General features: G+C 64.9%; 22 protein-coding genes and 1 pseudogene. 13 read left to right on the forward strand and 10 right to left on the reverse strand.

The genetic code is table 11. The features are described from left to right. Positions 1 to 186 precede the first annotated feature (186 nt). Both G3480_RS13485 and G3480_RS13490 read left to right on the forward strand, forming a co-directional pair. Positions 187 to 630 carry a DUF1810 domain-containing protein gene (locus G3480_RS13485; protein ID WP_164654413.1) on the forward strand — a complete coding sequence of 148 codons (444 nt, stop codon included), beginning with the start codon at positions 187 to 189 and terminating at the stop codon, positions 628 to 630. Between the two features lie 48 nt (positions 631 to 678). Then, positions 679 to 1,938: a plasmid pRiA4b ORF-3 family protein gene (locus G3480_RS13490; protein ID WP_164654414.1), complete on the forward strand. Its 1,260-nt coding sequence runs from the start codon at positions 679 to 681 to the stop codon at positions 1,936 to 1,938. Between the two features lie 198 nt (positions 1,939 to 2,136). Here G3480_RS13490 and G3480_RS13495 read toward each other — a convergent pair whose 3' ends face one another. From G3480_RS13495 to G3480_RS13535, 9 genes are all read right to left on the reverse strand, one after another. After that, positions 2,137 to 2,463 (reverse strand): BrnA antitoxin family protein, encoded by a 327-nt coding sequence (locus G3480_RS13495; protein ID WP_164654415.1) that lies wholly within the window; start codon positions 2,461 to 2,463, stop codon positions 2,137 to 2,139. Beyond that, positions 2,423 to 2,662, reverse strand: coding sequence for a BrnT family toxin (locus G3480_RS13500; RefSeq protein WP_240905803.1), 240 nt, complete (start codon positions 2,660 to 2,662; stop codon positions 2,423 to 2,425). Before G3480_RS13500 ends, G3480_RS13495 begins: the two co-directional genes overlap by 41 nt. Before the next feature lie 543 nt (positions 2,663 to 3,205). Beyond that, complete coding sequence (locus G3480_RS13505; RefSeq protein WP_164654417.1) at positions 3,206 to 3,622, reverse strand: type II toxin-antitoxin system VapC family toxin; 417 nt, start codon at positions 3,620 to 3,622, stop codon at positions 3,206 to 3,208. 15 nt (positions 3,623 to 3,637) lie between these two features. Further along, entirely contained in the window at positions 3,638 to 3,880 is a 243-nt protein-coding gene (locus G3480_RS13510; RefSeq protein ID WP_164654418.1) for an antitoxin, read from the reverse strand. Positions 3,881 to 4,445: 565 nt separating this feature from the next. Continuing rightward, positions 4,446 to 5,108, reverse strand: a complete 663-nt coding sequence (locus tag G3480_RS13515; RefSeq protein WP_164654419.1) for a response regulator transcription factor — start codon at positions 5,106 to 5,108, stop codon at positions 4,446 to 4,448. Further along, positions 5,108 to 6,247, reverse strand: a complete 1,140-nt coding sequence (locus G3480_RS13520; RefSeq protein WP_164654420.1) for an ATP-binding response regulator — start codon at positions 6,245 to 6,247, stop codon at positions 5,108 to 5,110. The genes G3480_RS13515 and G3480_RS13520 overlap by 1 nt, the downstream gene beginning before the upstream one ends. 2 nt (positions 6,248 to 6,249) lie before the next feature. Next, positions 6,250 to 8,850, reverse strand: a complete 2,601-nt coding sequence (locus G3480_RS13525) for an ATP-binding protein (RefSeq protein ID WP_164654421.1) — start codon at positions 8,848 to 8,850, stop codon at positions 6,250 to 6,252. After that, a complete protein-coding gene (locus tag G3480_RS13530; RefSeq protein WP_164654422.1) occupies positions 8,847 to 9,410 on the reverse strand; it encodes a YfiR family protein in 564 nt (187 codons plus the stop codon). The genes G3480_RS13525 and G3480_RS13530 overlap by 4 nt, the downstream gene beginning before the upstream one ends. A gap of 8 nt (positions 9,411 to 9,418) precedes the next feature. After that, complete coding sequence (locus G3480_RS13535; RefSeq protein ID WP_164654423.1) at positions 9,419 to 11,515, reverse strand: TonB-dependent receptor plug domain-containing protein; 2,097 nt, start codon at positions 11,513 to 11,515, stop codon at positions 9,419 to 9,421. A gap of 132 nt (positions 11,516 to 11,647) precedes the next feature. On the opposite strand from G3480_RS13535, the pseudogene G3480_RS28365 reads away from it, so the two are divergent. Next, a pseudogene (locus G3480_RS28365) lies at positions 11,648 to 11,758 on the forward strand (type II toxin-antitoxin system prevent-host-death family antitoxin); the annotation flags it as partial. A 5-nt stretch (positions 11,759 to 11,763) separates the two neighbouring features. Here G3480_RS28365 and G3480_RS13545 read toward each other — a convergent pair. Further along, positions 11,764 to 15,219: a transporter substrate-binding domain-containing protein gene (locus tag G3480_RS13545; protein ID WP_164654424.1), complete on the reverse strand. Its 3,456-nt coding sequence runs from the start codon at positions 15,217 to 15,219 to the stop codon at positions 11,764 to 11,766. 126 nt (positions 15,220 to 15,345) lie between these two features. Between G3480_RS13545 and G3480_RS13550 the strand changes: the two genes are divergently transcribed. From G3480_RS13550 to G3480_RS13595, 10 genes are all read left to right on the forward strand, one after another. Beyond that, entirely contained in the window at positions 15,346 to 16,155 is an 810-nt protein-coding gene (locus tag G3480_RS13550; protein ID WP_164654425.1) for a response regulator transcription factor, read from the forward strand. A gap of 202 nt (positions 16,156 to 16,357) precedes the next feature. After that, positions 16,358 to 17,263, forward strand: a complete 906-nt coding sequence (locus G3480_RS13555; protein ID WP_206171706.1) for an SH3 domain-containing protein — start codon at positions 16,358 to 16,360, stop codon at positions 17,261 to 17,263. An 81-nt stretch (positions 17,264 to 17,344) separates the two neighbouring features. Continuing rightward, the gene (locus G3480_RS13560) at positions 17,345 to 17,716 is read left to right on the forward strand and encodes a hypothetical protein (protein WP_164654427.1); all 372 of its coding nucleotides are present in this window, start codon (positions 17,345 to 17,347) and stop codon (positions 17,714 to 17,716) included. A gap of 6 nt (positions 17,717 to 17,722) precedes the next feature. Continuing rightward, positions 17,723 to 18,286 (forward strand): hypothetical protein, encoded by a 564-nt coding sequence (locus tag G3480_RS13565; RefSeq protein WP_240905805.1) that lies wholly within the window; start codon positions 17,723 to 17,725, stop codon positions 18,284 to 18,286. Between the two features lie 369 nt (positions 18,287 to 18,655). Beyond that, positions 18,656 to 18,973, forward strand: a complete 318-nt coding sequence (locus tag G3480_RS13570; RefSeq protein WP_164654429.1) for a hypothetical protein — start codon at positions 18,656 to 18,658, stop codon at positions 18,971 to 18,973. A 31-nt stretch (positions 18,974 to 19,004) separates the two neighbouring features. Then, the gene (locus tag G3480_RS13575) at positions 19,005 to 19,673 is read left to right on the forward strand and encodes a hypothetical protein (RefSeq protein WP_164654430.1); all 669 of its coding nucleotides are present in this window, start codon (positions 19,005 to 19,007) and stop codon (positions 19,671 to 19,673) included. Between the two features lie 286 nt (positions 19,674 to 19,959). Beyond that, entirely contained in the window at positions 19,960 to 20,388 is a 429-nt protein-coding gene (locus G3480_RS13580) for a hypothetical protein (RefSeq protein WP_164654431.1), read from the forward strand. A 20-nt stretch (positions 20,389 to 20,408) separates the two neighbouring features. Next, positions 20,409 to 20,999, forward strand: coding sequence for a hypothetical protein (locus G3480_RS13585; RefSeq protein WP_164654432.1), 591 nt, complete (start codon positions 20,409 to 20,411; stop codon positions 20,997 to 20,999). Positions 21,000 to 21,011: 12 nt separating this feature from the next. Further along, on the forward strand, positions 21,012 to 21,395 hold the full coding sequence (locus tag G3480_RS13590) for a hypothetical protein (protein ID WP_164654433.1): 384 nt from the start codon (positions 21,012 to 21,014) through the stop codon (positions 21,393 to 21,395). A gap of 86 nt (positions 21,396 to 21,481) precedes the next feature. Further along, positions 21,482 to 21,880 (forward strand): DNA breaking-rejoining protein, encoded by a 399-nt coding sequence (locus G3480_RS13595; protein WP_164654434.1) that lies wholly within the window; start codon positions 21,482 to 21,484, stop codon positions 21,878 to 21,880. The last annotated feature ends 48 nt before the right edge of the window (positions 21,881 to 21,928 follow it).

Below are 21,928 nucleotides of genomic sequence, written 5' to 3' on the forward strand. Positions count from 1 at the left end.
GCCAGCTCGGGACTTTTCTTTGCGTCTCACCCAAAATAGGTCGCGACGCTCTCCCTAAATCAGCGCGGGACGTAACAGGCGGGGATGATGGTCATCCCGGGCACGGCCTGCCGTCCCGATTCCGATTCCGGCGCAGGCCGTTGCGTCTGGGGCGCCTTGCGGGCTGAATGAATAGGAGATCGCGTCATGACAGACACCCATGATCTGCAGCGTTTCGTCCAAGCACAAGAGGACGACTACGCGCAGGCCCTCGCCGAGATTCGCAGCGGTCGCAAGCGCTCGCACTGGATGTGGTACATCTTCCCGCAGCTGGCGGGGCTTGGATTCAGTGCCCTGTCGCAGCGCTACGCGATCCGCAGCCTGGCCGAGGCGGAGGCCTACCTGAGTCACCCCGTTCTGGGACCGCGGCTGCGGGCATGCGCCGAAGCGGTCATCGGCGTCGAGGGACGCTCTGCGCGGGAGATCTTCGGTTCGCCCGACGACCTGAAGCTGCGCTCCTGCGCCACCCTGTTCGCCCGTGTGTCGCCCGCAGGTTCGGTCTTTCATCGCGTTCTGACGCGGTATTTCCAGGGTGAGGGCGACCCCCAGACCCTGCGCCTGCTGGGCCTGGCGCCAAGCGGCGATGGCTGATATGAAGTCTGTTGCAGAAAGATCCGGATCAATACTGATCGTGAGCCTATGACCAAAACCCACACCCGCGCACCGACCTCCACCCACCAGCTCCAGGCACCTGATTTCGAACGGCACCCGCCGGGAAGCATCCTGCGGGATTTCGACGCCTTGCTGGACCTGATTGGCGATCAGGGGCTGCCGCTCACCCCCGGCCACCTGTTCGCCATGAAAACCCTGGAGTCGATCAACCAGCGTCTCACGCACCCCCTGGAACTGGGGCTGAAGCGCGCGATGCAGAAATCCTATCCGCACATCAATGGGCTCTATCTGGTGCTGCGTGCCAGCGGCCTGGCGTGGATCGACACGGCGTCCAAGAAGCCGCATCTGCATCTCGACCCCGTCGTCCTGGCCTCCTGGTCCTCCCTCAATGCCGCCGAGCGTTATTTTGCCTTGCTGAAGGCCTGGTGGGGTCGTTCAAGCGAGGAGATGATCGGCGAGCGCGCAAGCTGGGGCAGGGATGCGTCGATGAGGGTCGTTACCTTTCTCAAACGGCTGCCCGCCACGGGCGATCTGATGATGGACACGCCTGATGATGTGGAGTTTTTGCGGTATTCCCCCGGCTTCCACCATCTGGCGTTGCTTGAACTCTTTGGCTTCCTCGACCTGCGGGCGATGCCGCCCGCGGAAGGTAAGGGATGGCGGCCCGAGCGGGTCGCTCTCACCGCGTGGGGACGCTCCTTGCTAGGTCACTTGGCGAGCTTCATGCGTCAGCCTTGGGATACCGAGTCCGACGCAGACATTCCCATCCTCGAGGGCCGGGATTTTTTCGATCCCCTGGCGCGTTTCGAGCACTGGAGCGAGTTGGTGCGTCCCCATATCCCGGATTGGCGCCACGAATTGGAGATCCCCGAGGACCCTTTCCAGCCCGGCCAGCATCTGCTCAAGGTCGCGCTGGGGAAGGACTGCTGGCGGCGGATCGCCATTGGGGGCGAGACCGCTCTCGACGCACTCGCGGACACCATTCTCGACGCCTTCGACTTCGATGACAGCGACCATCTCTACCGCTTCAGCTACCAGGACCGCTTCGGGTGCACCGTCGAGATCGATCCCCCCCATCTGGCGGGCGCGTCCGAATACGTCGCCGATGAGATCAAGGTCGGCGACCTCGCGCTTTGCGAGGGGATGCGGATCGACTTCCTGTTCGACTTTGGCGATGACTGGCGCTTTGAACTCCTCGTCGAGCGCGTGAACGAAGAACCCGCGAGCCAGGAACCGCAGGTACTGGAAGCGCATGGCGCGGCGCCCGAGCAGTATGAGGATTGGTAGCGGGCATCGACAGGCGCGTGATCGTTTGATCATGCGCGGAGCCCCCCCAATCCGGTGGTCGATTCCCGAGGTGCGATCTGCTTCGGTCGCGCTTTGGGGCGAGCTAATGCTCAACTCCGGTCGTCAGGATTGTCGCGCAGACCATCTGTGGGCCTTGCTGATAGGACAATGTGCTCTGTCTTGCGGTGGGTGCTTCACTCAACCGCGTGCGTCCAACTCCTCGCGGATGATGCGGCGCAGATCGGTTTCGAGATGCTCCGATTCGATCACCCGTCGGAGCGTCTCATTGATCAGTGTCTGATAGCCACGATCCCCGGCCATCGCCTTGAAATGCTCCACGATGGGCGCGTCGAGCATGATATTGACCCGAAGCTTGCTCGTGCGTGCACGCACGGCGGTCTGCCATTCGGGGCGACTGACGGCTCGCCCCCCGAGTTGAAATCGGGCACGGTCGAAATCGGCCTGAGTCAGCGTCGGCGCCTCATCAGAAGTATCCGGCGTTACGGTAATAGAGGTCTGTTTCATGGCTGTCTGCCTTGCGCATGGAAATGATGCTGATGGTGTCGTCAGATTCGACGTGGACGACCAACACGACCAGACAATCCAAGAGTCCGATGCCGATCATACGCTGTTCGCCATAACCCTGGCGGGCGTCTTCGAACAAGAGCATCGGCCCCTCGAAGACTTGGGGCGCATCGACAAAATCCAGCCCGTGCTTCTTCAAGTTGGTTTGTCGTTTGGCTTCATCCCATGTATAGCGCATTGGAGGATAAATGCATATTTTGATGTGTATAACCTCAACACCTATCGGTTTCCCGAAATCAACCGGAACAGCCGCTCCAAGCCTGCGTAGCCAGGCCATCCTCGCCTGGTTCGCCAGGGCTGGAAGCCCTGGCTACATAAAACCGATAGGTGGTGAGGTGTATAACAAGGGCTGAACGAACATTGAAAGCCCGGTCCAAGCTCTGCTTTGCGAACGCCTTGCTGTGTGGAGTGGAGTCCTCTGACCCTGAGATCCCTGACCTTGATGCTGTCCTCGACTTGGCAGATTTTTCAGACCGCCAGTCGGACTTTACAGCAGGTGACGAGCCGGGTCGTGAGGTGTGCCGGAAGATGTGCAAGAGCATCGCCGTGAGTCGCGTGAATACGGCTGGACAGGGCGGGAATTGGAGTTGCGCGGGCGGTATAGACGGCGAGGGTCGTTATGACAAACAAGGCGCGAGGCGCAGCGCTCACACAACCCATTGCGAGGGGCGATCTGCCGCAGTTAGCGCTGGGTGGTGAGCCAATTCTCGACCCGCAGCGCGGGTACCCGGCTGAATTCGGCCGCGTTGTCCGTCACGAGCGTGAGATCCTGATCCAGGGCATGTGCGGCGATCAGCAGGTCGTTGGGGCCGATCGGCGTTCCTGCTTGCTCCAGGGCAAGGCGTACCCTGGCGTAGGCTTCATCGACACCGGCCTCGAGCGGCAAGACCGGCATGGACGCGAGCAGGTCCGAGACTTTGTCGAGCAAGACGGGCGAACCACGCTTGAGCGCGCCGAAGCGCAGCTCGGCCGCGACGATGAGGCTGGTGCACATCCGATCGTGGCCACGGCGGCTCAGGAGTGTCGCAACCGCGCCTTGCGGCTCGCGGATCAGCGCCGAAAGAATATTGGTGTCTAGGAGATAGCGCAGCGCGGACATGGGGGTGCACGCAGCCTAGAGTTGAATATCGTCGAGTGGCGGGAGCCCTTCGTCGATATCCGGCAGGGTCTCATCGAGGGGCTTCCAGCCGGCAAGCAGCGTCGCGAGATCGGCTCGGCGTTTGATCGGCTCGATGATCAGCCGCTCGCCGTCACGGCGAATCACCGCCTCGTCGGCATCCAGCTCCAAATCGCGCGGGATCCGCAGCGCTTGATTGCGACCATTGCGAAAGAGGCGAACATGGCGTTCCGACTGCATGGCATCCGAATCCAGATCTGTTGGCATATGGCTAAGCATAGGCCAAACGTCTTTCAGCCGCGACCCTTGCAGCTTTGGGCGAAAGCCCCGGTCCTTCGTCGTCTCATGTTGGGCGCGTATCCTCGGCTCATGGGAACGAGGCTGGTTGAGGTTCTCCTGGTGGGAGATTGGCGAAAAAAAGTTGGTGATGATCATCAGAGAGTACCCCTCAGGTGTGCCGGAAAATGTGCGGGACCATGGCTGTGAGCCGCATGACTGCGGCTGGATAGGGCAGGAATTGGAGTTGCGCGGGCGGTGTAGGTTATTGATTTAAAAGCTTTCCCCAAGCGCCAATCGGAATGGGGTTCAGGTGGTCGGAGGTTCGAATCCTCTCGCACCGACCAATAAAATCAACGGCTTAGGTTATTTAATACCTAGGCCGTTTTTGTTTGAGTCACCATAGAGTCACCACGCGGATTGATGTTATGTGACGCAAACCACGCTGGCTCAACAGGTCACGTGCCAGGTAGCATGAGGCCGCTCTCTTATGGAAGACGAAAAACCGCGGGAACCTCAGATTGAGCCATCACCTTTTGGGATAGGCTCTTAGTGATTTGGACTGAGTCAAACCGGCACGAACGGCGAACTTCACCAGTCCAGGCAGGGTCTGGATGCCGAGTTTGAGCATGAGGCGCTGACGATAGGTCTCGACCGTCCGCGCACTGATGCCCAGTGTCGCGGCGATCTCCTTGGTTCGTTGACCTTCGGCCAGCAACCTGAGCACTTCCAGCTCGCGCTCGCTCAGGGTCTTGACATCGACTTCGACGCTCCGTCCGGGCGAGGGCGCAGCCAGGTTCGCCAGGCATGGGCTGACGAAGCACTCGTCGCGCAGGACCGCCTCGATGGCGCTGATCAGATCGTCGATCGCCTCGTTCTTGAGCACATAGCCACGGGCGCCGGCGGCGAACATCTGGTCGCGATAATAGGGATCGCTGTATGTGGACAGGGCCAGAATCCGTGTCTGGGGTGACACTGTGCGGATATGATGCGCGGCCTCCAAGCCATTCATGACGGGCATCTCCACGTCGAGCACCGCGATCTGGGGCTGTAAACGCTCGGCCAGTTGCACGGCCTCCGCCCCATCGCTCGCCTCGCCGACGACCTGCCAATCCGTCTGCGAGCGCATCAGCAGGACGAGTCCCTGCCTGAAGATGACATGATCGTCGGCCAGCAGCAGCGAGATCGCCATTAGCGTCCTGTCCTCATCGTCGATGGAACCCGGATGGTCACACGCGCACCCTGGGCTTTCGTCTCGATGTCGAGTTCTCCACCCCAGAGGCTGAGACGTTCGCGCACACCGAACAGGCCGTATCCACCCTCGCCCGAGGTCAGCCCATCCAGCGCGACGGGCGCGAAACCGCGACCGTCGTCGTCGACCGAGACGCAGATCGATTCCAAGTCACCCCCCAGTTCGATCCGGCCGCGACTGGCCCCGGAGTGTTTGATCAGGTTGTAGACCAGCTCGCGCGCACTCTGGAACAGCACCACCGCCAGGTCGGTTTCGATCGCGGGCAAGGTGGGCGATTCGACATAGTGGAGTTCCACGCCAAAGCGTTTCGTCTTATAGCGGGCGAACCAGCCCAGCGCCGCGCCCAGCCCTCCCTGATAGAGTACCGGCGGGCTGAGTTCGAACTGGAGTGTCCGCAGCTCCTGGAGCGCCTCGCGCATCAGTTCCTGACCGACCTCCAGCAGCCGGTCCGACTCGCTGTCGCGGCAGCGGGCGGCCGAGGCGATCTGCATCTGCGCCAGATTGAGCTTCTGCATCGGACTGTCGTGCAACTCGCCGGCCAGGCGCCGCTTTTCGCGCTCCTCGATCAGCGAGACCTCCATGGCCAGACGTCTGAGGCGGTCGTTGGCCCGGCGTAGCTCGCGGTTGGCTACGCGCAGTTGTCGCGAGCGCTCATCGAGCGCCGACTCCAGGTCGTGCGACAGACGCCCGAGCGTCAGATGGGCGCGCACCCGCGCCAGCAGCACGTCCGTCTCGAAGGGCTTGAGCACATAGTCCGCGCCCCCGGCCTCGAAGGCCCTGACGATGGTCGCATGATCTTCCTTCGCCGTCAGGAAGATGACGGGGAGGGTGCGCGTGCTGTCTTGCTGCTTGAGACGACGACAGGTCTCGATGCCGTCGAGTCCATTGGGCATCAGGACATCGAGCAGGATCAAGTCCAGTCGTACCTCGCGCGAGAGGGTCTCGAACGCCGTCAGGGCCTGCTCGCCGCTCTCAGCCACATGGATCTGATAGCCGCGTGCGGCGAGCAACTGGCCGAGCAACCGGATGTTCTCCGGTTCGTCGTCCACGATCAGTATGTTTTCGCTGGATCGATCCATTCTCAATCGCCGTTTCGAGCCTCGGGTCGACCGCTCGCCGCTCTATTGTGCACCCTCTCCAGGCGCTGGGCGAGTCGGCGCAGCCCCTCCATATCGAAGTTCTGGGCCAGGGTCGACAGACAGCGGGCCAGTGTCGAACAGTCATCCTCGTGCACGAGCCGCTCGGCCAGGGCCGCGATCGCCGTCACACTGCCGCTACGGATCAGGCCGATCAAGCGTTCGCGCGTCTCCTCGGACAGCCCCTCGAGGGACGGAGCCATCTCGGCCCCAGGCTCCGGTTCGGCGTATCGCCATTGCAACGGCAGCCATTGGGCCAGGGTCGCAAACAGGGCCTCGCTCATGACCGGCTTGCCGAGATGGGCGTCACAGCCGGCGGCGAGCGCCCTGGCCCGATCCTCGTCGAAGGCGGCGGCCGTGATCGCCACGACCGGAATGCGGCGCGTTCCCGGCTCGCGGCACAGCCGCCGTGTGGCCTCCAGTCCATCCATGACGGGCATGCGCAGATCCATCAGGATCAGATCCGGGGGCCGGCGCCGAACGGACTCGAGACAGGTGCGCCCGTCCTCGGCCTCGGCGACCGTGAAACCGAGCGGTTCCAGCAAGCCGCGCAGCACCTCACGATTCGCGCGCTCGTCATCGGCGATCAGCAGGCAAAATGGACCTCGACCCTTCAGACGACGATACCCGACGCGGCGCGTCTGCGGCGGATCCGGCCGCGCCTCGCGCGCCGTGCGTTCGAGCGCCTGGGCCGCGACCTCGACGCGGAAGGTCGTGCCGACCCCGAGTGTGCTCTCGACCGAGAGCGTACCGCCCATGCACGCAACCAACTGTTTGCAGATGGCCAGACCCAAGCCGCTGCCCTGGGGGCGGTCGCCGACCTCGCCGAGCTGACAGAAGGGCTCGAAGATGCGTTCGAGCGCCTCGTTCGGGATGCCGCGGCCCGTGTCCTCGATCGCCAGCCGCAGACGTCCGGCGACGAACTCGGCCCGCACCCGAATCTCACCCGACGTGGTGTATTTGAGCGCATTGTCGATGAGGTTCACCAGGATCTGATGCAACCGTTTGGCATCGCAGCGCAGGTGTCGCGGCAGTGTGGGCGAGGCCTCGACTCGCAGCGCGAGTCCCTGGCGCTCGGCGCGCCCGCGGAACATGCCATCCAGCTCGCGCAAGAAGGCACGGCTCTCCCACTCGACCGGCGCCAATTCGAGACTGCCGGCTTCGATCTTCGCCAGATCCAACACCTCGTCGATGAGATCGAGCAAGCGTTGACCGCCCCGCTGAATGCCCTCCAACTGTCGGCGCTGTCCAGGGTCGAGTCGAGGATCGCCCTCCAGGATCTGGGCGAATCCCAGGATGGCATTGAGCGGCGTGCGCAGCTCGTGACTCATGTTGGCCAGAAAGGCATCCTTGGCACGGCTGGCCGCCTCGGCCGCCTCGCGGGCCTGTTGCAGTCGTCTCTCCAGCGCCTTGTCCAGATCGATGTCGTCGAGGATCCAGATCGAGCCCAGACGCTCGTCGTTCGGATCGATCGCTTGCCCGATCAGCCGTCCCCAGAAACAGCTTCCGTCCTTGCGCCGCAGCAACCGGTCGGTGCGGTAGACGCCGCCGGTCGACATCCGCGCATACCCCAGGCGACCGACCTCGGCGAAGTCCGCCGGATCGGCATAGAAGGGCGCGACGCTCGATCCGAGTATCTCGGACGCGCTCCAGCCGAACAGTTCCGTGACGCGCGGATTGATCCGCGCGACGCGTCGCTCGACCAGATGGAGGACGCCGAGCGGCAGGGCTTCCAGCATGAGCCGCTGCTCCCGGACCAGCAAATCGAGATCGCGGGTGCGCTCGGCGACGCGCTGCTCCAGCGAGGCGCGAATCCGCTCCAGATCCTGCTCACGACGCTCGATCTGATCGAGCATCGCATTGAATCCGAGGTACAGATCGGTCAACTCGTCGTCGGCCTCCGGCAGCGCCAGCCTTGGGGCATAGTTGCCCGCGACGGAAATCTCGCGTGTGCGCGCCGCCAACCGTTGGATGGGCTCGGCGATACGTCGTTGCAGACGCCGAGCCAGTGTCAGCGAGACGGCCAGGGTCGCGAGCAGCAGGAGCACGGCGATCTGGGTGTAGCGGCGGAGTTGCGCGGCCAGTTCGTCGGTGCGTGCCTGAATGACGATCTGACCGAGGATCTGATCGTCCAGGATCAGGTCGCGGCGGACCTCCACCGTGCCAAGTCCGAGCAGTGATACATCCACCAGGACGCCCACGTCGTTCAGTCTCGGCGCGGCCGGGACAGGCTCGGGGTCGCGTTGGTAGTGGGCGAAGGGTTTGCCCCTGGCCTCATAGAGGATCGCTTGGCGGATCTGATATTCGTGGCGCAGATTCATCAGGATCTTCTCGGCCGTCTCGGGCACGTCGAACGCGAGCGCCCCCAGGCAACTGTCGCCGACCACGGCCGACAGCACCTCCAGGTCGCGTACCATCTGACGGCGCAGCATCCCCAGGTCATGCACCACGAAGAGACCGCCGGCGACCCCGAGCGTCAGCAGGCTCACCAGGGTCGAGAGCCACAGCAGACGCCGGCGGATCGAGGTACGGCGCCGGGGCTTCACGGAATCACCTCGGCCACCTCGTAGAGTTGTGCCGAGACCACCAGGCCGCGATCGGCGATGGCCTTCGGATCGATGCGCAGTCGCAATCGCTCCGCCCGGCGCAGGATGTCGGGCTTGCGAAACAGCTCGATGGCCAGCCCGCGGCCCGCTCCGCCGGGAATATCGCCGACCAGCAGTGTCGGCCGGCCCGCTAGGCGCCGGGCGATCGCCGGCAGACTCTCGGCCGCCGCCTCGCCGACGAACAGGATCTCGCAGGGGGCGATGTCGGCTGGGCCTGCATACGCCTGAATCCGGATCGGTCTGTCGTCGCGACGCTTTTCGGCCTGCTCCAGTTCGGCGAGTTGTTCGCGCACGCGCGGGGCGCCGATCACACCGATGACGAAGGGCCGGTCCGCGGCCGCCGGCCAGTCGACGAAGCTCGTCAGCTTGTAGACATAGGCCGCCTTGAGTCTGACCAGCAGCATTTCGGATTCGGCCGCGGTCTGTGCCAATGCCGCCGGAGCCAGGACGGCCAGCAGCATCAGCACCGCCCCGAGTCGCCAACCGTCCAGCTTGCGCAAGAAGGGACTCAAAACTCCCAACCGAACGTCAGGGTGACGACCCGTCCGGGGCCGATCAGACCACGGGTGAAGTCGGTCAGCTCGTTGGCCGGATAGCGGATCTCGCTGTCGAGCAGATTCGAGACGTGCAGATTGAGCTGGAGTCCGTTGGACGGATGCCGGTAGCGCAGATTCGCGCCCAGGTTCCAGTAGCTGTCGACCCGCTCGCCGATGCGTTCGACGACCCCAGCCGCCACACCGTCGACGAAGCTCCAGTCCGGTTCCATCGGCCCGACATAGTGTGCAAAGAGCGCATAGGTCAGGGGGCCGCGCCGATAGTCGGTCTTGAGCTTGAGCAGAAGGTGCGGCGAGTAGCCCGGCTCGATCCCGGTCCGGCGATCCTCGGTGTCCTGCCAGGTGAGGCTCAGATCCAGTCCGAGCGCGGGCGCCGGACGCCATTCGCCGGTCAGTTCCAGTCCATGGGTCAGCCACTCGCCCGAATTGTCATCGATGCTCCGATAGCTGTTGCTTCGGGTGTCGATCACCTGGATGGTCCGGACGATGTTGGAGATCCGGTTGCGAAACAGACTGGTGCTCAGCGTCCAGGTCGGTCGCGTGCGTACATAGACGAATTCGGTGGTGGCGATGCGCTCGGGCGCGCTGAACTGGATCTGGTCGCTGTCCTGCGCCGCCGTGCCCCAGATCAGCTTGACGACCTGGTGGCGGTCCAGGCTCCAGAGCGCGGCGACGCGCCCGGTGAGCAGGTCGCGATCCTCGACCGGGATCTCGCGCTCGGTCAGGGTGCCTTCCAGTCGATCCTCGCTCGTGTAATGGTAGCTCTCGGGGAGGCGCGACAGACGCAGACCGCCAATCAGGCGCAGTCGGCGGCCGGCGTTCCAGCCGAGTTCGGCAAAGAGGTCGTGCAGTCCGAGATCCTCGACCCGGTTCGTGGTGTCGATGAGGGCGTCGACAACGGCCTGGTTCTCCAGTCCATCGACCCAGCGGAACCGATATCCCGCCAGCAGATCCAGTGTCGGGTGCGGATTCCAGAGCAGATCCAGCTCGGTCTCCCAGCGCTGGGAGCGCTGTGCTTGGTCGCCGTCCAGGGCGGCCGACAGAAAGTCGATCGCATACAAATTCGCCTGCTCCTCGCTGACCACCGTGCTGGCGCGTAGACCCAGGGTCTCACTGAAGGCACGCTCCCAGCTCAGGGCCGCGTGCCAGGTGGTCAGGCGCTCACGGGTGCCATCCTCGAAACCAGGGGTGAAGGAATAGACGCCATAGTCCTTCTCGGTGTAGCGCAGGTCCGCGCGCCAATCGCCCCAGCCGGCCGACAACTCGGCGCTCAGATCGCGCTGATCGGCCTGACCGTCGAGGCTTTCGTGCATCCCGGGCACGAGCGTTGCGCGTTGCTCCGCGCCCATCATGTCGGCGTAGGCGCCTTCCAGCCCCTGGGTGCGATAGCCGCCGGCGTTGATCACGACGAAACCGTCCGCGCTCGTCGTTCCGACACGCGCGAAGACCCGACCGCTGTCGCGGCTCCCGACGCTCGCCGAGACGCGCGAGCCGTGCTCTCCGATGGCGTTGGTGACGACATTGATCACGCCGAGGAAGGCGTTGTTGCCATAGATGACCGACATGGGGCCACGGATGATCTCCACCCGGTCGATGGATTCCACCGGGATGTTCAGACGCGCGATCTCGGGGACCGTGAGCGCCTTCTGCCGCGAGGGATGCTGGGACACGCCGTTGACGAGGAACTGGACACCGCCGCCGACGGTGCCGCGATTGCCGATGAAGCGATCTTCCAGATTGTCGAGGACGAAGAAGCCCGGCACGTTGCGCAACAGTTCCTCGAAGGTGGTCCAGCCGTAGCGGGCGATCTCCTCGCGGGTGAGGATGGTCACGCTGGCCGGGATGTCGCGGATCTCGTCATCGCGCTTGCCGGCGGCGTGGATCTCCATCTGGAGCAGATCCTCGAACGGCAGGTCGTAGAGGTCGGCATCGGGGGGCGCGGCCGATGGGCGCGTCGCCAAGAAGAGGAGAGACAGCACGGCCCACCGCAGGTGCAACAGCGCTGCCCTACGGAAGCGGTGCTCGAAACGGTCGGGGTGCCAAGGGCTCATGTGTGTGGGATGGACAGCGATCCAGGCAAAAGACATGGATCCGAAGTATACCGAGGGCGTAGGTGCGTGAAACATCGTGGAACGCTGGAAAGAACGGCGGGTCATGCTCGGCTTAGTCGATCGACTCAGCCAACCCCGCGCGAGACAGGACGCCAACCCGGGCGTCTGAGCGGACGCCTGAGCGATGCTTTCTTCGATCCACTCCCAGAAGATGAATTGGCCGCGTGGGAGGGCGGCCAGTGAGACGGCTACTCGACAGCCATGCCTTTCTCTGGCGGGTGACTGACGATGTCCAGCCCACGCAGAATGGCCAGGGCGGCCGGGAAGTCGAGCGCCTCGATCTGGCGCCGCAATTCCCTAGCCTCGGCGGACGCTTGGGTACCGGCCCAGCGCTCCAGCCAGGGCAGGTGATCCAGGGCGCGGGTATTACCGGCCTCCAGCAGGGTCTCCAACTCCACGACACGCCGGCTCAGTTCTCCGAACACTGAGTCGTCACTCTCCGCCACCGCCTGTTTGTCCGCTGGGATCTTCAGCGCGACGAGGACCGCCTGGGCGGATTCCGCCGCGGCGAACAAACGGGCACGCACGTCGACAGCGACCGGAGCCTCGCGTGCGAGCGCGCGCTCCAGCTGCTCGGCCGCCGTGGTCAGATCCACCGCCCCCAGCGCACCGGCGGCTCCGCGCAAGCGATGCAGCCGGTCGGCGGCCTGAGCCCGATCGTCGGCGTCCAGGGCGGCGCCGATGGCCGCGATCGCGTCGGGTTGCTCGGCCAAGAAGACCCGCACCATCGCCTGCCAGGCGTCCGGCGCCTGGCCCAGCCAGCGCTGCACCTTGGCCGCGTCGAAGCCGGGCAGGGCAGGCGTCTCGGCGTCGACGGAGGCCGGTCGCAGGACCGCGCGCTCGCCGGTGGGCCGCCGCAGCCAGCGGCTCATCTCGACGGAGAGCGTCTCGGGCTCGATCGGCTTGGTGAGGTAGCCGTCCAGTCCCGCCGCCAGACAACGCTCGCGCTCCCCGGCCAGAGCGTTGGCGGTCAGGGCGATGATGGGCGGCCCGCCACCCGGCAGGGCGCGGATGTGCCGGCAGGCCGTCAGCCCATCCATCTCCGGCATGCGGATATCCATGAGCACCAGGTCGAAGCCGCCCTCAGTCGCAGCGGCCACGGCTTCAGTCCCGGTGGCGGCCAGGATGACCTCGACACCGCGCCGACCGAGCAGATCGCGGATCAGCACCTGGTTGACCGGGTCGTCCTCGGCCACCAGCACCCGGAGACCACGCAGGGCCTCCAGCACCGGCGCCGGCGGCGCCTCGACCAGGGTTGCGGCGACAGCGCGGGGGAACGCCAGGCTGAACCAGAAGGTGCTGCCCTTGCCCTCGATGGACTCCACGTCCAGATGACCGCCCATCAGCGCGACCAGGCGCGCGCTGATGGCCAGTCCCAGGCCGCTGCCGCCGTGGACGCCGGTGCTTGAGGTGTCGAGTTGGGTGAAGGCCTCGAACAGATCGGCACGGCGCTCGGCGGGGATGCCGATGCCGGTGTCGGTGACCGAGAAGGTCAGCCGCAGCGCGTCCGCGTCTGCGTCCTCGATCCACACGGCCAGCGTCACACGGCCTCGATGGGTGAATTTGACGGCGTTGCCGACCAGGTTCAGCAACACTTGGGTGAGGCGAAGCCCATCGCCGAGCATTAGACCGACCGCGTCTTCCGGCCCCTCGATGTGCAGATCGAGTCCTTTGTCGGCCGCCTGCGGCCCGACCATCACCCGCACGCCTTCGAGAATCGCGCCGAGCTCCAGCGGCTCCTGGCGTGGGTGCAGCTTGCCGGCCTCGATGCGCGACAGATCGAGGATGTCGTCGATCAGCCCCAGCAGGGTGCGGGCGGAGAGGTCGATCTTGCCCAGGTAATCGCGCAGCAGCGGCGCGGGGTCGGTCTCCAGCGACAGTCGGGTCAGTCCGATGACGGCGTTCAGCGGAGTGCGGATCTCGTGGCTCATGTTGGCCAGAAAGTCGCCCTTGGCGCGGCTGGCCCGGTCGGCCCTGTCCCTGGCCTGCCGCAGGGCGGCCTCGGCCTGCTTGCGCCGCCCGACCTCGCGGCGCAGACGCTGGTTCCAGAACAGGATGGTGGCCAGGATCAGCACCGCCATCATCAGCACCTGCCACAACAGGCGATAATCGGGCGCGGTGACGACCTGGCGCAACAGCCACTTGTTATGGATCGCGGCACGCTCCTGCGGGGTGATGGCAGCGATGGCGCGATTGATCAGGGGAAGCAGGGCGGCCTGGCGCCGGCTCACCATCACTTGCAGCGGGAACTCGATGTCTGTGACCCCGACGAGCTTCACCCGCCCCGGCGGAAAGCGCTCGATCTGCTGGTGCAGGACCGGCAGGATGTCGACCGCCGCCTCGGCCCGACCGTCCGCGACCGCCTCCAGGGCCGCGCGCGTATTCTCCACCAGCACGAAATCGATCCCCAGGGTGTGGGCCTTGAGCAGGTGGTAGGCGCTGTAATCCCGACCCACGGCGACGCGCCGCCCGGTCAGCGATGCGGTGCCGGCGAACAGCCCCGCGCTGGCCACCCCGGCGATGGCGATGGGGTAGCGCTCGTAGGGGTCGGAGAACAGGGCGTAGTCCGCGCGGTCGGCGGTCTGCGTGGTGGCGGCGTAGAGGTCGACGTCGCCCCGCTGCATGGAGGCCAGGATTTCGCCGAAGGATTGTCGCTCGCCGCTGTCCTCGTGCAAGCCGAGCTTGTCGCGGATCAACGCCCAGTAGTCCTCGGCGACACCCGTGGGTGCGCCTTGGTCGTCAGCAAAGTCGAAGGGCATCCACGCTGAGGCAAGGGCGCGGCGGAAGACCGTCACCTCCAGGTAGGCGCGCTCCCCATCGTCGAGCCTGACCTCGCCGAGGTGGTCCGCGCGTGTAAACCAGCGATCCCAGATGCGCTGTTTCTCAGCCTCCGGCATTTGCGCGAAGGACTTGTCCAAAATGGACGCCAGCAGCGGCGCTTGCCGGATTACCCCGAAGTAGTGCCCGCGAAGGCTGCGTTGGCCGTCGAAGACCGCAAACGCCTTCGGCTCGACATTGGTCAGAAGCGTGCGGCGCAGCAGGGCCTTACCGGATTCGGTCTCGCTGATGGCCACATCCGCCTGGCCGGTCGCGACCAGGCGGAACATCCCTTCGACGTTTGCCGCTGTGATGATCCGCGTCTCCGGCAAGTATTTGGGAAACCGCGCGTTCCAGGAATACCTGGGATAGGTGGCCAGGGTCTTGCCGGCCAGGGATTCCAGCCCCGCGATATCGCCGGCCTCCTTGCGCGCGAAGATGCTCAGCGTGAACTCGACGGTCCCGGCGGACAACAACAGCACCCGCTTGCGCTCTGGCGTCGGATTCACCGCCAGGGTGACGTCGAGTGTGCCCCGTTCGGTGCCTTCCTTCACCTGGGCGAGCGTCAGGAACTGAAACTCCGCCCGCAGGCCAGCGCGCGCCGCAATGGCCCGCATCAGATCGACCAGGTAACCGTCCACCCGGCCGTTCTGCTCCTGGATGTAGGGCGGAAGCTCGTAGGCGCCGACCCGAATGGTCGGATGGGTCGCGAGCCAAGCCCGCTCTTCGTCGCTGAGATCCAGGAGAGCCTGCACGCCGCCGTCGGCCACCGCTGTCAGCCAGCACAGCAGGGCGAGGAAAAAGGCGGGGACTGTTTTGGAATACACGTCTTCGGGATGTTCGTCGCGGTGGCTGGCGGCACGCCGTGATCGCCGCGGATTGACGCCGCTCAAGCGTGGCGATGAAAATTGCCCTGTCGAGCCGAGTGACGATAACCGCAGGACGAGCAACGGATGTTACCTGACACGCCGCCGAGTTCGGCAACGATCCTCATCATCGACGACGAGCCGGTCCAGCTTCGCGCCATCGTCGCCGAGTTGAGCGCCCTGGGCTTCGAGACCCTGATCGCCCGCGACGGCGCCGATGGTCTGCTCAAGGCCGAGCGCGGTCGCCCCGACCTGATCCTGCTCGACATCCTGATGCCTGGCCTGGATGGCTATGAGACCTGCCGGCGTCTCAAGACGGCTCCGACGACCCAGGCCATTCCGGTGATCTTTCTCTCCACGCTCTGCGATACGGCGCAGAAGCTCAAGGGCTTCGAGGTCGGTTGCGTGGACTATATCACCAAGCCTTTCGAGCAGTGCGAGGTGCTGGCGCGAGTCAGCGCCCACTTGCAGCAGCAACGGCTGTTCGCGCGTCTGGCCGAGCAGATCGAATCTCCACGCCAGGAACCGGCCACCCTCGCCGATGGCAAGGACGCCAACTCTTTGGATGCGGTAGCGCCGCTGGGTCTGCGCTTCGTCTACCGCGCCATCGACATCCTGCTCGACGAGATGGCCGATCCCCCCGCACTCACCGAGCTGGCGCGCCGGGTCGGAACCAACCACGCGCGGCTCGGCCGCGAATTCCAGACCTATCTTGGCATGAGCACCTTCGAGTACCTGCGCGAGCAGCGTCTGGTCCGCGCCCAGCAGTTGCTGGCCACGACCGACTGGCGAATCCAGGAGATCGCCGATGCCATCGGCTTCAAGCGTGCCGGCGACTTCGCCACCGCCTTCAAACTCCGCTTTGGCATGACTCCGCGAGAGTACCGCAGCGGGTAGAGGACACCGCATCAAGCCGACAGAATGTTGGCCGGCCGAACGAATAGTGTGGTTTGCCGAACTGGTTGAGCGGGTGCTGGTGCAACCGGGGCAGCAGGGAACTATCTTCCCAGACGATCGATGACCAAGGCACAACGGGGTTCCGCGCGCGCGTCGCTTCAACACTACCCACTGATGCACTGACAGGCGAATGAGGAGAATCATGCGAGCAGGCCCACGCTTTTTGATCATGCTGATGTGCACACTCGGGATCACGGCGCCGGCCGGCGCACGCTCGACCGGCGCCATGCTCGACGAGTGCGCGCGTATCGGGAAGTCCTTTTTCCGTGACGGTCAGGCACGCACCGACATGCAATACAACGGCCAGCGCGTCGACGGAACGCACGCGATCAATGGCGACATCTTCCTCGAGACCCGCAAGGCCTCCTTTGCCTGTTCGTTCGAGCGCGGCGGACGGCGGATGGTCGAGTTCGTTGCCGAAGGCCGGCCCCAGAACGCCTATCTCCCGGGCGGTGGCGGCGACACGAGCGGACGCAACCTGGTCCAAGTGACGGGCGTCGCGGCCGGCGATGTGCTCAATGTCAGAAGCGGCCCAGGCACGAATTACCCGATCGTCGGCGCGCTCTCCAATGGATCATCGGTCTACCGGCTGCGCTGCGAGGGGCAGGGCCGAGCGCGCTGGTGCGAGATCGAGATGCGTTCGGACATGCGCGAGCGAGGCTGGGTCAATGCGCACTACCTCCAGTCGGGCGCGGCCGTTCAACAGCCCAGTCCACCGCCAGCCGGTCAGGGCGGAACCACGACGGAGCGGGTTCGTTTCGAGTCCGGAACCAGTGGCGCGGAGCTGAACGGATCGCTCAAGCCCGGAGCGTCGCGCCGTTATCTGCTGCGCGCCTCGAAAGGTCAGGATCTTCGTGTCCGCCTGGACGCGCGTGGGCCGGAGTTCTACTACCAGATCTTCAATCCTGACGGATCCTTCCTGCTCGATCAGATGCGGTCTGACCAGGCGTACCGGGGACAGCTCTGGCAGTCGGGCGATCACGTCGTCGAGGTCATCAACCGCAGTGGTCGAACCCAGTCATATCGCGTCAATTTCCGTGTTCGCTAGATTTCAGCCAGGACGCTGTGCGCGGCAAGGCGTTGGTCGACCTGATCATCGGGGCCTGCCGCTTTGGACGTTGAGTGAGCCATGCAAGTCGTCTTCAGAGCCGTCTATGTCTGCGCCGCGCTGTTATCGATCAGCGCAGGTGTGCTCGTGGTCGCGAGCCTCTTCATTGCGGATCGCGCGCCACAGGGCACAGCGATACTTGGTATCCACCTCACGGTCGGCATCGTCTTCCTCGGCTTAGGTGCCTTGCTCTTTGGACTTCAAGGGCAGGTCGCGCGCCTCGCCGCCATCGTCCGTGCGCAGGATGGCGAGACCGGACGGGAGCTTGCCAAGCCGCTCAAAGGGCTCGTCGCTTATCTCCTCGCCGGCGGAGCACTCCTCGGCGCGGTACTTGCTGTCATGACCTACGCGATCCTGACGCGCATCGATCAGGGTTTCGCGGTGTTCGGCTGAGTGCGCATGATGTCCAGCCCACGCAGGCGCCGTCGGCGCCGCGCCGACGCGAGCGATTCAACCCCACCGGAGCGATCGATGCAGACCCCGACACCCGAGCGTCCAGACACCGTCACGCGGCTGCAGGCGGTCTATGGCCCGCCGAGCCAGGCGGGCTTCGGCAGCGCCGTGTTCTTCGTGCCCCTGGCGGCCGGCGACGACCTGACCGGCGCCGCCCTGGCGCACTATCGCACCTTCGTCGGCGCGCGCTGGGAACGCCTTGGAGAACAAGCGTGGATGGAGCCCTGGCGGCAGGTCTACGTCCGCCCGGCCGGTGCCCAAGCGGACATCGCCGCTGAGCTGCGTGCCATTTCCGATCCGGATGCCCTGCGCTCGGTGCCGATGTTCCTGGCCGCCATCGACGACCCCGAGGCGGCCCGCGCCGCGCTGGGCGCCGCGTTCGACGCCCCGGCCGTCGGCGAGCTTCGGGTCTTCAACCTGGGCGATGGCGGGGCCATGTCCGGACTGCTGATCGCCGCCCGGCACGCGCCCGGCGGTGCGGCCATCCTTCAGGTCTTCCTGATGGACTGAGCGCTATCGCTCTAGGGCAGCATTGATCAGGGTTTGGCGGTGGTCGGCTGAGGGTGGCCGGGAAGTTGAGCACCTCGATCTGGCGCGGTAGCTCCCTGGCCTCGGCGGACACTTGGGTGTCGACCCAGCGCTCCAGCCAGGGCAGATGATCCAGGGCGCGGGTATGGCCGGCCTCCAGCAGGGCCTCCAACTCCACGACAGGCTAGCAATGTTGGCTGGCCGAACGAATAGTTTGGTTTGCCGAACTGGTTGAGCAGGTGCTGGTGCAACCGAGGCGGCAGGGAATTATCTTCCCAGACGATCGATGACCAAGGCGCAACGGGGGGCCGCCGTCTCTGAATGGCCCCGGCTCGACCGAGAAACTTCTATATGAACACATTCCTGAAAATCACCGCTGTCTGTCTCACGGCCACCGCCCTCACGGCCTGCGTCGAGGAATCCGCCACACGTCCCAGCGACGGCCAATCACAGCCCAGGGTCAATTTCGATGATCTGCGTGTCGGCAGCGACATGGATGCCGAGCGTGGCCTGGAGAGTCGCGGCTTCGTTACCGTCGACGGCGGCGAGTCCAACGGCTTCTCCAACCTCTGGATGTACAACCGGCAGACCGGGCAGTGCGTCCAGTTGGAGACCGCCGAGGGCAAGGTCATGACCATCAATGAGGTCACGCATCCGAAGTGCCGCTGAGCGTGGATGCGATCCGCAAAGGCTCGAAGACATGAATCAGAACGCATCAGCGGCCGTTCTCGCCGCCATTCTGATGGGTGGGACGTTGCCGGCCGCGGCCGACTCGACCCAGGCCCGCTGCGAACTCTATCCCAAGGGCTCGGACAAGATGGAGAAGATGCTGCCCTGCACCTTCAGCCAGCGCCAGGGCTACATCACCATCATCCGCGAGGACGGCGTCACCTACGACCTGTCCCCGGTCGGCGATACGCCCAGCAACTTCCGCGACCGGAACGGTCGTGCGGTCTATCGCCAGAGCGGACTCGGCGAAGCGGGACAAATCTTCCGCTTTCCGACCGAGAGTCTCTTCGTCTACTGGGACAACGCCGCGACCGAGTCCGCCGCCGACAACGCTACCGCCCCCTTTGCCACCAAGTACGCGGGCGGTGAGTACGATGCCACCACGCTGCTGCGCTGCAAGACCGGGAGCGGGGCGGGTTTTGGCCAATGTCCGGCTGGCATTCTGCGCATGGAGAACGGGCAGGCGTCGATCGTAATCCAGAGTCCGCGCGGTGTGCAATTCACGGTCAACGTTATGACCGATTATGTGAACGCCACGGTTGGCGAAGTGAAGGCAACGCTGAACGGCGACCTCTGGACCCTCATCCGCGACAACGGCGAGGTCTACGAGGTGCCGCTGTCGGCGATCGAAGGCGGGTGATTCGGAGGGATCGCGGCGAGGGCGCGCGCTCGCGCTCGATATCGCCAACTGATCCTCCGCGGGCCAACATTTCTCATTCGAGGACACCATCATGCGAGTTTCATATTCACCTGGGCGTTTGGTCAGGATGCTCCTGGCCCTGAGCGCGCTGATCCTGCTCAATGCACCCCTCCGTACCCTGTACCAACCCTAAGGGGTAGCGCGTCGCGTCGTCTCAAACCAATCGATTTCACCCCATCGACCCAACTCCCAACTCGATCCCAATCCTTCGTAGGAGCCCTAAACAATGAAGCCGTCCACCCTCGCCATTGCCCTCCTCATCGCCACTGCCGCCCCCGTCACCCTAGCTTCCACCGCCGCCGAGCGCGAATACCAGCGCGGCTACGACGACTGCTCCCACGGTCGCTACGACCAGGACCGCCACGGCGAGTCCTATAAGAAGGGCTGCCGCGCCGCCGAGGATGGCCAACCATCCAAGGCCCCCGCAGGCAACCACGCCGCTAAAGCCAAGCTCTCCGACCTCAAAGGCATGGACGCGATCAAGGCCATCGACGTCATGACCGAACGCGGCTTCACCAGCGTCGACACCCTGACCGCGGGCGATACGCTCTACAGCACCTACTACAACGCCAAGACCCACCAATGCGTCCAATTGACCACCGAAGACCGCGTGGTCAGCGTCGACAACGTCCCCAGCCATCCGAAGTGCCGCTGAGCGCGCGCGGAGGGGCAACCATGCTCGCGTTGCTGGCCTGGGGAGCGCTCGCTGGCCTGCTCATTGCAGCGCCACCGGCTGGTCACGCGGCACCGGTGGCCACCGTCCTCGGCCAGGCCGTCGATACGAACGACCCCGAGGCACTCAGGGACGCCATCCTCACCCCACTGCTCGACCAGTACGCCGCAGAGCGAGGTCTCCGGGCCGAACCACCGGAGATCGACGCCATGCTCGCCAGGATGCGCCGCGACAGGGCGGCAAGCGGTCCGGCGACGGCGGATGACTTGACGCCCCAGGAGCAGGCCGAGGTCGACACAATGCGGCGTGAGATGTTCCAAGCGCTCATCCGCCAGTGGAAGATCAACAAGGCGCTCTATGCGCAGTACGGCGGCCGCATCATCTATCAACAGCTCGGACCCGAGCCGCTCGATGCGTACCGGGAGTTTCTGCGCCAGCGCGAGGCCGACGGCGCCTTCGCGATCCGTGATCAGGCGCTCGAGGCCGCGTTCTGGCGTGACTTCACCGAGGACTCGATCCACGACTTCATGCCACCGGGCAGCGCCGATGAGGCGCGGGCCTTCACGACCCCACCCTGGGAACAACAGCCCTGAGGACCGTTTCAAGTGAAAACCACAACATGCGCCGCGCTGACGGGCGCGATCCTGCTCGGCACGGTGGCCTGCGCGCAACCGCCCACACCGGCCGCCGACCTCGGCCCCATGACCTACGATGCCTCGGGCACCATGCCCTGCTCCGCGGACGAGCCCAGCTACGACCAGGCGTGCGGCTGGCGGGTGCTGCGCCAGGCGGACGGCAGCGCCGAGATCTGGATCGCCAACATCGCCGTCAGCGACCGCGCGGCCTTTCGGGTGCTGCGCTTCTCGGACGGTGAATTCACCGACCGCGACGGCGACCCGATCCAAGTCGCAAAGGACGGCGATCAGTGGTCGATCAGTGTCGGCCGTGAGCACTACAGGTTCGCCGATGCGCTGATCACCGGCGGATAATGCGAGCGCCGATTCGACCCCGGTTTGCCGAGTCCGATCGAGCCTCATCAAGACCTACCTTCAATCGAAATTCTGGAGATCTCGCCATGACTCGCTTGTTCTTCCCGCTCGTCCTCGCCGTTTTGGCCGCTGGCGCCGCATTGGCCGGCGACATCTATACCGAGCGCGTGCAATTCCACAAGGGCGCCAACAGCGCCACCATCGAGGGCCGAATCCAGGGCGACATGACCATCGACTACCTGCTCGGCGCCCGCAAGGGCCAGTCGATGAATGTCAGCCTGGCCACCGACAACGGCGCCAACTATTTCAACATCATCGCCCCCGGCAAGGAGAACGAGGCCCTATTCGTCGGTTCCAGCTCCGGCAACCAGTTCGAGGGCGCCCTGCCCGCGAGCGGGGACTACAAGATCCGTGTCTATCTGATGCGCAGCGCCGCGCGCCGCGACGAGATCGCCAACTACCGGCTGGAGATGATCATCGATTGACGGGCGGCGACCCGAAGTCGTAGGACACGCTCGTTCATCCCGGAATGA

This window comes from Thiorhodococcus mannitoliphagus, assembly GCF_010915725.1.
GTDB lineage: Bacteria > Pseudomonadota > Gammaproteobacteria > Chromatiales > Chromatiaceae > Thiorhodococcus > Thiorhodococcus mannitoliphagus.

What these genes read in the sequence shown, in the direction of transcription:
- G3480_RS13520 (WP_164654420.1), bottom strand. Translation starts at nt 6,247, where the DNA reads ATGGATCGATCCAGCGAAAACATACTGATCGTGGACGACGAACCGGAG.
- G3480_RS13510 (WP_164654418.1), bottom strand. Translation starts at nt 3,880, where the DNA reads ATGCAGTCGGAACGCCATGTTCGCCTCTTTCGCAATGGTCGCAATCAA.
- G3480_RS13560 (WP_164654427.1), top strand. Translation starts at nt 17,345, where the DNA reads ATGCAAGTCGTCTTCAGAGCCGTCTATGTCTGCGCCGCGCTGTTATCG.
- G3480_RS13555 (WP_206171706.1), top strand. Translation starts at nt 16,358, where the DNA reads ATGCGAGCAGGCCCACGCTTTTTGATCATGCTGATGTGCACACTCGGG.
- G3480_RS13565 (WP_240905805.1), top strand. Translation starts at nt 17,723, where the DNA reads ATGATGTCCAGCCCACGCAGGCGCCGTCGGCGCCGCGCCGACGCGAGC.
- G3480_RS13575 (WP_164654430.1), top strand. Translation starts at nt 19,005, where the DNA reads ATGAATCAGAACGCATCAGCGGCCGTTCTCGCCGCCATTCTGATGGGT.
- G3480_RS13495 (WP_164654415.1), bottom strand. Translation starts at nt 2,463, where the DNA reads ATGAAACAGACCTCTATTACCGTAACGCCGGATACTTCTGATGAGGCG.
- G3480_RS13550 (WP_164654425.1), top strand. Translation starts at nt 15,346, where the DNA reads ATGTTACCTGACACGCCGCCGAGTTCGGCAACGATCCTCATCATCGAC.
- G3480_RS13585 (WP_164654432.1), top strand. Translation starts at nt 20,409, where the DNA reads ATGCTCGCGTTGCTGGCCTGGGGAGCGCTCGCTGGCCTGCTCATTGCA.
- G3480_RS13505 (WP_164654417.1), bottom strand. Translation starts at nt 3,622, where the DNA reads ATGTCCGCGCTGCGCTATCTCCTAGACACCAATATTCTTTCGGCGCTG.
- G3480_RS13490 (WP_164654414.1), top strand. Translation starts at nt 679, where the DNA reads ATGACCAAAACCCACACCCGCGCACCGACCTCCACCCACCAGCTCCAG.
- G3480_RS13535 (WP_164654423.1), bottom strand. Translation starts at nt 11,515, where the DNA reads ATGAGCCCTTGGCACCCCGACCGTTTCGAGCACCGCTTCCGTAGGGCA.
- G3480_RS13485 (WP_164654413.1), top strand. Translation starts at nt 187, where the DNA reads ATGACAGACACCCATGATCTGCAGCGTTTCGTCCAAGCACAAGAGGAC.
- G3480_RS13570 (WP_164654429.1), top strand. Translation starts at nt 18,656, where the DNA reads ATGAACACATTCCTGAAAATCACCGCTGTCTGTCTCACGGCCACCGCC.
- G3480_RS13595 (WP_164654434.1), top strand. Translation starts at nt 21,482, where the DNA reads ATGACTCGCTTGTTCTTCCCGCTCGTCCTCGCCGTTTTGGCCGCTGGC.
- G3480_RS13580 (WP_164654431.1), top strand. Translation starts at nt 19,960, where the DNA reads ATGAAGCCGTCCACCCTCGCCATTGCCCTCCTCATCGCCACTGCCGCC.
- G3480_RS13515 (WP_164654419.1), bottom strand. Translation starts at nt 5,108, where the DNA reads ATGGCGATCTCGCTGCTGCTGGCCGACGATCATGTCATCTTCAGGCAG.